The 9,774-nt window shown below is 70.2% G+C and carries 9 protein-coding genes and 1 tRNA gene; 3 read left to right on the top strand and 7 right to left on the bottom strand.

Features of this window, described 5'->3' with window-relative positions:
• On the bottom strand, nucleotides 1-833 hold an 833-nt coding region (locus B9G49_RS10470), incomplete at its 3' end, for a tetratricopeptide repeat protein (protein WP_086216321.1).
• 111 nt (nucleotides 834-944) lie between these two features.
• On the opposite strand from B9G49_RS10470, the gene B9G49_RS10465 reads away from it, so the two are divergent.
• Both B9G49_RS10465 and B9G49_RS10460 read left to right on the top strand, forming a co-directional pair.
• Nucleotides 945-1,637, top strand: coding sequence for an SdpI family protein (locus B9G49_RS10465; RefSeq protein ID WP_086216320.1), 693 nt, complete (start codon nucleotides 945-947; stop codon nucleotides 1,635-1,637).
• 127 nt (nucleotides 1,638-1,764) lie between these two features.
• Nucleotides 1,765-2,427, top strand: coding sequence for a hypothetical protein (locus B9G49_RS10460; RefSeq protein ID WP_086216319.1), 663 nt, complete (start codon nucleotides 1,765-1,767; stop codon nucleotides 2,425-2,427).
• A gap of 21 nt (nucleotides 2,428-2,448) precedes the next feature.
• Here the strand turns inward: B9G49_RS10460 and B9G49_RS10455 are convergent, their stop codons facing one another.
• A complete protein-coding gene (locus tag B9G49_RS10455; protein ID WP_086216318.1) occupies nucleotides 2,449-3,816 on the bottom strand; it encodes a M20/M25/M40 family metallo-hydrolase in 1,368 nt (455 codons plus the stop codon).
• A gap of 105 nt (nucleotides 3,817-3,921) precedes the next feature.
• Between B9G49_RS10455 and B9G49_RS10450 the strand changes: the two genes are divergently transcribed.
• A tRNA-Lys gene (locus B9G49_RS10450) sits at nucleotides 3,922-3,995 on the top strand.
• 220 nt (nucleotides 3,996-4,215) lie between these two features.
• Here the strand turns inward: B9G49_RS10450 and B9G49_RS10445 are convergent.
• From B9G49_RS10445 to hjc, 5 genes are all read right to left on the bottom strand, one after another.
• Entirely contained in the window at nucleotides 4,216-4,872 is a 657-nt protein-coding gene (locus B9G49_RS10445) for a lactate utilization protein (protein ID WP_086216317.1), read from the bottom strand.
• Nucleotides 4,873-5,192: 320 nt separating this feature from the next.
• Complete coding sequence (thsA, locus tag B9G49_RS10440; RefSeq protein ID WP_080508593.1) at nucleotides 5,193-6,845, bottom strand: thermosome subunit alpha; 1,653 nt, start codon at nucleotides 6,843-6,845, stop codon at nucleotides 5,193-5,195.
• A 418-nt stretch (nucleotides 6,846-7,263) separates the two neighbouring features.
• Nucleotides 7,264-7,806 (bottom strand): KH domain-containing protein, encoded by a 543-nt coding sequence (locus B9G49_RS10435; protein WP_086216316.1) that lies wholly within the window; start codon nucleotides 7,804-7,806, stop codon nucleotides 7,264-7,266.
• Between the two features lie 283 nt (nucleotides 7,807-8,089).
• Nucleotides 8,090-9,085 carry a serine/threonine-protein kinase Rio1 gene (gene rio1, locus B9G49_RS10430; protein ID WP_086216315.1) on the bottom strand — a complete coding sequence of 332 codons (996 nt, stop codon included), beginning with the start codon at nucleotides 9,083-9,085 and terminating at the stop codon, nucleotides 8,090-8,092.
• Nucleotides 9,086-9,170: 85 nt separating this feature from the next.
• Entirely contained in the window at nucleotides 9,171-9,719 is a 549-nt protein-coding gene (hjc, locus tag B9G49_RS10425; RefSeq protein ID WP_049932036.1) for a Holliday junction resolvase Hjc, read from the bottom strand.
• Nucleotides 9,720-9,774 lie beyond the last annotated feature (55 nt).

Genomic DNA, 9,774 nt, shown 5'->3' with positions numbered 1-9,774 from the left:
CCGCCGGCCTGCCCGCCCTGACGGCCCTGTCCGCCGGGAGCGCCGCGACAGCCCTGACGACCCTGCCCGCCGGGTCCGGGGGCCTGCCCAGTCTGCTCTTCGACCATCTGCTCTTCGGCCTCGCGACGGAGTTCCTCGGCGCGGTCGGCGACCTCCTCGGCCTGCTCGTGCTCGCCGGCCTCCTCGAGGGCGCGCGCCTTCTCTTCGAGGACCCCCGCGTCGCGGTAGCCGAGGCGGATCGCGTTGTCGAAGCACTTGACCGCGTCCTCGGCGAGCCCGCGCTCGACCAGCAGGAACCCGCGGTTGTACCACGCTTCCGCGAAGCGCGGGTCGGTCTCGACGGCGCGCTCGGCGTGTTCGAGCGCCTGCTCGCTCCGGCCGGACTCCCAGAGCGAGTACGCGAGGTTCGTCTCGGCGGTCGCGGCGTGTTCGGACTCCTCGTCGATCCGGAGCGCCTCCTGATACCCGCCGATCGCCTGGTCGAACTCCTCCAACTGGGCGTGGGCGGCGCCCTTGTTCACCCACGCCTCCTGCGCTTCCAGCGAGTCCTCCTCGGCGAAGTTGGCGGCGCGTTCGAACGTCTCCGTCGCCTCTTCGAACCGGTTGATCCCCATGTACGAGAGGCCCACGTCGATCAGCTGCTCGACGTCGACGTCCTCGCTGCCGATGTTCCGGCGGTCCAGCTCCTCGGTCAGCACCCGGGAGTCGACCGGGTCGACGCGGCTCGGGTCCTCGCCGAGCTCCGGCGGGTCGAGCGTGAACGCGTCGTAGTCGGCGTCGACGCCCTGCCCCGAGGAGAACTCGTGGCCGTCGTCGTCGCGTTCGTCGGTCATATGGCCAGAGTTGGCGGTCACGACCGGTAAGGGTTGCGTCGCGCCGGGGTCTTCGGGTCGGAGTCGCACGGGTGGGTACCTTTTATCGGTTCGGCGCGTGTCTCCGGCCGCATGCCCTCCGAATCCGTGCTCTCCACGCGGCTCCGGTTCGGCGTCGCGGTCCTCCTCGTCGCCGTCGGCGCCGCCGCAAGCCTCGCAGTCGCACCGGACCTCCCGCAGCGAATGGTAACGCAGTGGAACGCCGCCGGCGAGCCGACCGAGACGCTCTCGCGGACGGCCGGGATGTGGCTCGTGCCGGGACTCGCGGCCGGACTGATCGGCCTGTTCGCCGTGCTCCCGCGGATCGATCCCCTGCGGGAGAACGTCGCGGCGTTCCGGGTCCACTACGACCGGTTCGTCGTCGTCCTCACGGCGTTCCTCGTCGCCCTCCACCTCGCCGTGCTCGCCGTCAACCTCGGCTACGCGGTCGACGTGACGACGGTCGCGGCCGCCGGCGGCGCCGCGCTGTTCTACTACCTCGGGACCCTGCTCCCGCACGTCGAGCCGAACTGGTTCCTCGGGATCCGGACGCCGTGGACGCTCAGCGACGACGCCGTCTGGGAGCGCACCCACGCGCTCGGTGCTCGGCTGTTCAAGCTCTCGGCCGCGATCGCCGCCGTCGGTCTCTTCGCCGGCGAGTACGCCGTGTACTTCCTCGTCGGCCCGGCGCTCGCGACCGCCGCGGTCACCGTGGCGTACTCGTACCTCCTGTACGCGAGGGGAACGGACGAGGGTGACGACGGGGCGGCCCGGACCCCGAAGTAGCGTCGAGCGCCGACGACCGGTCCGGACCGCGAAGCGCATCGACCCCCGGCGATCCGGCGCGTCCGGCGTTCGAGCGAGTTCCGCCCCGGTGCCCGGCGTTTATATTCGCGGCCCCGAAGGTGTGTGTATGACCGAGGAGTCACGCGCTGACCGACGGTCCCCCGTCGGCGAACCGGTGGTCCGGTCGGACCCGTCGGTGACCGGCGACCGGGCCGCGGACGCGGTGGGGTTCGACCCGAACGACCCCGACAGCGTCGCCGAGGCCGCGAGGACCGTGGGCCGCTTCGCGGCCGGCGACGTCGGCGACGACGACAACGTCCTGATGCTGCGCGGCGCCGCCGCCTGCGCGGCGCTCGTCCGCGGTGTCGGGTCGTACAAGGAAGCCGCCGAACGTGCCGGAGACGACGTGAGCGTCGCGTTTATCCGGAAGTGGGCGCGGGTCCACGACCTCCCGCAGGCGATCCGGCGGCAGGTCGCCAACGGGCGAATCGCCCCCAGCGCGGCGAAACACGTCGCGCGGCTCGGCGGGCGGGACCGCTACCTGCTCGCGTGGGCGACGATCGACGGCGACCTCACCGTGCGGGAGGTCCGCGCGATCGCGTCCGGGGTCAACGACGGCGCGGAGGTCGAGGCCGCCGTCCGCGAGGCCGGGGTCGAACTCGGTCGGCTTCAGGTCCGGCTCCCGGCGGAGACGTACGTCGAGCTGCGCCGACGGGCGTCGATGGAGAGCGTCGATCCGGGGTCGATCGTCGCCGACGCGGTCGACGAGTACCTCGACGGCGACCGGTAGGAACTGCCCGTCACCGGACGACTACGCCGCGTAGTCGCGCGCGAACCGTCCTGCGGCGGCGGCGATCGCGTCGCGTGCCCGGACGACCTCCTCCCACGCGATCGTCTCGTCGGGGTAGTGCGCCTCGTCGATGGTACCGGGCCCGAACAGCACCGCGGGGATCCCGGCCGCGACGAAGTGTCGCGAGTCGGCGCCGTACGTCGCGCCCCGCGGCTCGACGTCCGGGAGCCCCGTCGCGACGAGGCCGGCACGGACCGCCTCGACGACCGGTTCCTCGACGGCGACCTCGGCCGGCTCGAACTGGACGGAGAACCGCTCGAACCGCGGCGGGTGATCGCGCAGCCAAGGGTCGGCGTCGACGACGTCGTCCAGGCGCTCGCGGAACGCCGCCTCCACCTCCGCGACGGTCTCCCCGGGCGCGACGCCGATCCGGAACTCCGCTTCGAGCGTCGCCGGGACCGTCGACGCCCACGAGCCCGCCTCGACCCGGCCGCAGACGACCGGCCACGGAACAGCGAACGACCCGTACAGCGGGTGCGAGACCGACTCGCCGCGCTCGGTCTCCAAGTCCGCGAACGCCTCCCGCACGGCCTCGAAGCGCGGGAGCACGTCCTCGCCGCGCCACCGGGTGGCCGCGTGGGCGCTCCGGCCGTCGATCTCGATCCGTGCCATGAGCGACCCCTCGCAGGCGACGACGGGACGTAGCTCGGTCGGCTCGGCGACGATCGCCGCGTCGCGCTCGAAGGGGTACGGGTTCGCGAGCGCGGCGGTCGCGGCGCCGTACCCGCCGTCCTCCTCGCCGGCGACGGCCTCGACGACGAGTCGGAGCCCGGACGGCGGCAGGTCGACTGCGCCGTCGGCGACCCCGTCGCGGACATCGACGGCGGCGCCGACGCAGGCCGCGAGCCCGCACTTCATGTCGGCCGCGCCGCGGGCCGTGAGGGTGTCGCAGCCCTCGTCGGCGGCGGCCGGGTCCGCGTTTCGCTCCGACGCGTCGCGCCAGACCGGCTCGAAGGGGTCGCTCGACCACTCCGCCGCCTCCGCGGGCACGACGTCGAGGTGGCCGTTCAGGACCAGCGTGGGGACCGGGTCGGCGGCGGCGGACTCGGGGGCCGCGTCGTCGCCGTCGCTCGCGCCACCGTCGTCGCCCGCGCCGCCCAGTTCGAGCACGCCGGCGACGCTGCGCCGCCCGTCGACGGCCGCTGCGTCGAGGTCGTCCGGGAAGGAAGGGTGGTCCGCGAGGACGGCGGGGTCGGCGTCCCAAGCGTACGTCTCGAAGCCGAGGTCGGCGAGCCGCTCGGCGACGAACGCGGCCGCGGCCGCCTCCTCGCCGGCGGTCGACCGGTGGCGACAGAGCTCGGCGGCGAACGCGCGCATGTCGAATGGCATGCTCCCGGCGACGGCTGGGGGTCGGAAACCGTTTCGGGTGGCGACGCCGACGCCTTCCGCGGTTCTAAACGTTTATCCGTCGGCTGCCCCTACGGCGATTCGTCTGGGCCGGTAGCTCAGTTAGGGAGAGCGTCCGGCTTTTAACCGGACGGTCGGGGGTTCGAATCCCTCCCGGCCCGTATCCTCGCGGCGAGCAACTCCGCCAGCCGCGAGGCCGTCGAGAAGGGAAAGGTTCGAAACCGCCGAGCGTGGCGCTACCGCGGAACCGACGCGGCGGTCCTCGGGGGATCGGGGACGGGTTACAGTCTCACTGTCTCGGCGTCGCACGGTGGGGGCTGGCGGTCGTCCAAAGGGAGAAATCGTGTGCTCTGTCGGCGTGTATCGCGCGGCCGCGGGAGATCAGTAGCCGAGCTGCTCACGCACGAGAACGACCGTCGTCCGGCCCTCCTCGATCTCGCGCCGGTAGACGAGCTGTTTCGCGATCGCGGACTCGGCGCCGTACGCCTCCTGCGCGCGCTCGTTCTCCAGCGGGTACGCGACCGACTCCAGCCGATCGAAGGCGTCCGAGAGCGTCGGGACGATCTTGTTGATCCCGGTGACGATGACGACGTTGCCAGCGGCGAACGGGTACGCGCCGATCCGGCTGCCGGAGAGGTCGGCGGCGACGAGCTCGCCGGTCTGTGCGACCGCGTTGATCCCACCGAGGAAGTAGTCGGCCGTCTGCGAATCGCGCCGCGCGGCCTGTCGCTCCGCGTCGTCGTCGATGCTCCAGATCTGGTCCGGGAGGCTCTCCCACTCGTGGTCGCCCTCGCTCAGGAACTCGTCGAACCCGATCTCTTCGAGCGTCGTCGAGTGCCCGTTCATCACCGAGGCCTCGTCTGGGATCTGGGCGGTAACAGTCTCCAGCGCCTCGTCGGCGTCGTCGACGACGAGCACGTCGAAGCCGCGCTCCGCTAAGTTCGCGACCGTCTCCTCGACGGTCTCGTCGTCTGGGAGCTCGTCCAGTTCGGCGTTGATCTCGGTGTCGTCGGCATAGTCGGCTTTCTGCTGTGGCATCGTAAACGTGAGAACCTCGTCGGGAGAACGAACGGGCGGGAGTCACTTAACCGCTCGCGGACACCGCCGTCCAGTGGTTACGCGGGTGTTACCGTCGTGTCGCGCGGATCGAATGTGGGAGTCGCTAGCGCGGACCGAATGTGGGAGTCGCTAGCGCGGATCGTAACTGACGGGAAGCGAGACGGTCGCGTCGCTGGAGCGTCGGCGTCGATAAAAATCGCGTGTCGTCGTGGCCCGAAGGGGCGCGCGACGGTCGATCGGTGAAGCGGTCCAGCGGAACAGCTGCGGTCGGGGTGGGGGGTGAAGGCGTTAGCCGAACTTCACATCGCGCCGCCCATGCCGCCCATGCCGCCCATGCCGCCGCCCATGCCGCCGGGCGCGCCGCCGGGGCCGCCCTCGTCGCCGCCGTCGTCGGTGCCGCCGCCCTTGAGGTCGCCGGCCGCGATGACGTCGTCGATGCGGAGGATCATGACGGCCGCCTCGGTGGCGGACTCGATGGCCTGGGTCTTGACGCGGAGCGGCTCCACGACGCCCTCGGCCTCCATGTCGATCACGTCGCCCGTGTAGGCGTCGAGACCGGCGCCGAACTCGCCGCCGTCGTGGCGGGAGCGGAGGTCGACCAGCGAGTCGATGGGGTCGAGACCCGCGTTCTCGGCGAGAGTGCGCGGGACGACTTCCAGCGCGTCGGCGAACGCCTCGACGGCGAGCTGCTCGCGGCCGCCGACGGAGTCGGCGAAGTCGCGGAGCTGCAGCGCGAGCTCGGCCTCGGGGGCGCCGCCGCCGGGCAGCACCTGCCCGTCGAGCAGCGTCGTGCGGACGACGCCGAGCGAGTCATCGATGGCGCGCTCGACCTCGTCGACGACGTGCTCGGTGCCGCCGCGGAGGATGAGGGTGACGGACTTCGCCTCTTCGACGTCCTCGACGAAGATGCGCTCGTCGCCGCCGATGTCCTTCTGGGCGACGGAGCCGGCGAAGCCGAGGTCGTCCGACTCGATGTCGTCGAGGTTGGAGACGACGCGGCCGCCGGTCGCGCGGGCGAGGCGGTTCAGGTCGTCGGACTTCGCGCGGCGGACGGCGAGGATACCCTCCTGCGCGAGGTAGTGCTGGGCCATGTCGTCGATGCCGTCGCCGACGAAGACGACGTCGGCGCCGATGTCGACGAGGTGGTCGACCATCTCGCGGAGCTGCTCCTCTTCCTGGTCGAGGAACTGCTGGAGCTGGTCGGGGTCCGTGACGTTGACCTCGGCGTCGATCTCCGTCTCCTTCACCTCGATGGCGCCGTCGAACAGCGCCACGTCGGCGTCCTCGACCGCGAAGGGCATGTTCTCGTCGACGCGCTCCTTGTCGACGATGACGCCCTCGACGAGCTCAGACTCGTCGATGGAGCTGCCGACGACCTTCTCGACGGAGACGTTCTCCGTGTCGATGCCGTCGTCGTCTTGGACCGCGAGGACGGCGTCGACGACGAGCTCGGCGAGGAGGTCCTTGGAGTTCTCCGCGCCCTTGCCCGTCATCGCCGTCTCGGCGATCTCGACGAGTGTGTCGCGGTCGTCCGCGGAGACGTCGATGGCCTCCTCGTCGAGGATCTCCTTGGCCTTCTCGGCGGCCTGACGGTACCCCTGCGCGAGGGTCGTCGCGTGGATGTCCTGGTCGAGGAGCTCCTCGGCCTGATCGAGGAGCTCACCGGCGACCACGACCGCGGAGGTGGTGCCGTCGCCGACCTCCTCCTCCTGCGTCTCTGAGACCTCGACGATCATGTTGGCCGCCGGGTGGTCGATGTCCATCTCTTTCAGGATGGTGACGCCGTCGTTCGTGACGACGACGGACCCGCCGGAGTCGACGAGCATCTTGTCCATCCCTTTCGGGCCGAGCGTGGTGCGGACGGACTCCGCGACCGCCTTGCCGGCCGTGATGTTCATGTTCTGCGCGTCCTTTCCGGATGTTCGCTGCGATTCCTCGGAAAGTACGATCATGGGCTGATTGCCCATCCGCTGGCGCTGTGACATTACGACCATTGATTGTTTGTGATTCTATATAAACCCTTTGTTCAGGTCGTGCGAAATCGCAACACGGTGGGGGAGTATCGGCCAGTATGCGGTGCGTTCACACGACCCTTTATATAGTACGCTAACTCGACCGTTGAGGCCGAGGTTGAGCGGCGCCAAACTACGGCGGCGCGTGCCTGCGAGGCTGCTCTACGGCCGGATAGCACGCGCGAGGTCGGCGACGCAACGCGTCGGCTGCCAGATGGACCGGAGGTCCTTCGCCGGAGTCGGCCGACTGAGGGAAGGCCGACGAGGCTGGGGCTTTGGCGGAGATCAGCGTACCCCGGTAGAGGTCGTCGTTAGTCGAAAAGCGACCGCGGCCGCAACGGGAAAAAGATATTCTCTGTTATTGCGGCGCGTTGAAGCTCACGTCGTCGTCGAGCTCGTTCGACATGCGCTCCAAGTACGAGTACACCGCGCCGTGCGGAGCCCCGTCGAGCAGCATTCCGACAGCGCGCCGCACCACCTCCAGCTCATCGGGCTGCCCCACCGCGCCCACGGTCGACCCGTAGACGACGACGTTCGCGCCCGACAGCTCCTCGATGAGCTCCCGAGTCCGGCCGTTCTCGCCGATTATCCGGCCCTTCTTACGCTGGAGGTCGTTATCGTTGCGAGTGTGTTCGGAGAGGTCGACCAGGTCGAGCGTCCGGAGGTCGTGGTCGAGGATCGACAGCGCGGTCTCCGGCTTGAAGCCGCGGCCGATCGCCTTGATCACGTCCGGGGCCACCATCGCCGCCACGGGGTCGTCGCGCTCCTCGATGGCGACGCTGCCGGACTCGGAGTCGATGTCGAGCCGCACGTTCGCCCGCTCTTCGATCTCTCGCATCGTCTCGCCGCCGGCGCCGATGACGACGCCGATCCGGTCCTGCGGAACCGTCACGTGTTGCATATCACGGAGTACCCGGCGGAGCCTTTTAAGAGTGTTCCGCGGCGGGCGCCGTGTGGCCGCGTGACGGTGGTCTCCGGCCGGTTGTCCGTCCGAAGGCGTGTCACACCGGAATGAGGTTTTTCTGTCGACTCCGCGAGCGACGCGTATGGAGATCAGACCGCCGGCGTCGGACGCGGACTCCGGGGGACTGATCCGCGTACAGGGGTTGTCCGAGGAAACCTATCCGACCGCGATCTACGCCTGCGAGGTCTGAGCCTCGACGCCGCGACGGAAGCGCCCCGAATTACGCTTCGTCGGAGGCTCCGGTCGACTTCCCGTCTGCCTCCGCGTTCGACTCCGTCTTCCCGCCCGACGCCGGCTCCCCGGTCGGGTCGGCCTCGGGCTCCGTCACGTACGCGCGGAGGTCGTCAGGGTCGACGTCGAGCCCCTGCCGGGTGAAAAACGTCGCCACGTTCTCGCAGTCGCGGACGAGGAACTCCCCGGCGTTGGGGTGGTGAACCGTCACGGCCTGCCCTAGGTCGATGATCACCAGCTCGCCGTCGTGGATGATCATGTTGTACTCCGAGAGGTCGCCGTGGATCAGGCCGGCACCGTACAGCCGGCGCATGTACTCGCGGACGACCTCGTAGGCGGTCTCCGGGTTCTCCACGTCGACCTCGCTCAGCCGCCTTGCGCGCTCCGCGGCGTGGCCGACGAGCTCCATCACGAGGACGTTCCGCTGGACCGCGATCGGTTCCGGGACCCGGACGCCGGCCTTTTGCGCGCGCGAGAGGTTCGCGAACTCCTTGCGCGTCCACGCCAGCACGACCGCCTTCTTGTCGCTCGCGATGCCCTCGAAGCGCGGGTCGCCCTCCAAGTAGTCGCGCATTTGCCGGAAGTTCGAGGAGTTGATCCGGTACACCTTCACCGCGACCTCGCGCTCGGGCGTGACGCCCTCGGGGCCGCCGCCGGCCGCCTCCGACCCCGGCTCCGGCCGCTCGCCCGCCTGCCCGCCGAGTGCCTCGAAGACGCTCGCCTCCTTCCCCGTCGACACCGGCCCGCCGAAGGCGTCGACGTAGCCGTCCTGGACCAGCTTGTACACCGCCGCCAGCGTGGCATCGTCGAACACCGACTCCTGGAGCTTGAACTGCTCGGTGTCTTTGATCCGCTTGCGGAACTCGTCGAACTCGCGGTCCTGCCGCCGGGCGATCCGGTCGGCCTCGGTGTCGGAGACGTCGAGTTTCTCCCACTCGTCGCCGGGCTGGTCCGCCGGTTCGAGCAGGCCGAAGTCCTCGCTCATTCGTCCCGAGGTTCGACGCGGCGAGGGATAAGCGAGGGGGTCCGCAGACCGTCGAGGCGACCCGGGAAAGCGGCCGCGCCGACCGTCACAGCACGTCGAGCGCGTCCGCGACCGGCATGTGCCCGTCGCGGACGGCCTCTAAGATCGTCCGCCGCTCCTCGGTCTCCGGGTCGGTCGCGTCGCCGTCGTCGCCGTCGTCGCCGACTTCCGCGAGCGTCACCTTCTCGGTCTCGCCGACGAACTCGGGGAAGTCGGTGCCGTCGGCCAGCGCTTTCTCCTTTTTCACCCGGTACGAGCCGGCGTCGGTGGTGTAGAGGTCGCCGGGGTGGAAGAAGTACCAGTCCTCGCGGTCGAACCGCACCGCGATCCGCGCCTTCGCGCCGAAGTTCCGCGCGAAGAACAACAGCGCTTCTACCTCCTCGCCGGTGAGGTAGATCGGGTCGCCCGCGCTCGACTTCGCCTCGATGGCGTAGAACGTCTCGCCGTCGCCCGCGAGCACGTCGGGGAGCTCGCGCTCGGTCGCGGAGCCGCTGGCCGGCGCGCGCATCACGGCGAAGCCCGCCTCGTCCAGGGCGTTCACCAGTTCGCGCTCGCGGCGGTCCCCCTTCCGGTTAGCGGACACGGTCGTCGTCACCCGGTTCGGTCATGGGCGACGTAGACGCGAGCCGGGCAAAAGCCCGGCGGGTCGC

It is taken from the genome of Halorubrum sp. SD683, from assembly GCF_002135045.1.
Taxonomy (GTDB): domain Archaea; phylum Halobacteriota; class Halobacteria; order Halobacteriales; family Haloferacaceae; genus Halorubrum; species Halorubrum ezzemoulense.
Note: the sequence above shows the minus strand (reverse complement) of the source record. Positions and strands in the feature narration are given on the sequence as shown.

Bases quoted from the DNA above. Each gene is read 5' to 3' on its own strand.
- B9G49_RS10435 (WP_086216316.1), bottom strand. From the start codon at position 7,806: ATGCAACACGTGACGGTTCCGCAGGACCGGATCGGCGTCGTCATCGGC.
- B9G49_RS10455 (WP_086216318.1), bottom strand. From the start codon at position 3,816: ATGCCATTCGACATGCGCGCGTTCGCCGCCGAGCTCTGTCGCCACCGG.
- thsA (WP_080508593.1), bottom strand. From the start codon at position 6,845: ATGATCGTACTTTCCGAGGAATCGCAGCGAACATCCGGAAAGGACGCG.
- B9G49_RS10460 (WP_086216319.1), top strand. From the start codon at position 1,765: ATGACCGAGGAGTCACGCGCTGACCGACGGTCCCCCGTCGGCGAACCG.
- B9G49_RS10445 (WP_086216317.1), bottom strand. From the start codon at position 4,872: ATGCCACAGCAGAAAGCCGACTATGCCGACGACACCGAGATCAACGCC.
- rio1 (WP_086216315.1), bottom strand. From the start codon at position 9,085: ATGAGCGAGGACTTCGGCCTGCTCGAACCGGCGGACCAGCCCGGCGAC.
- B9G49_RS10465 (WP_086216320.1), top strand. From the start codon at position 945: ATGCCCTCCGAATCCGTGCTCTCCACGCGGCTCCGGTTCGGCGTCGCG.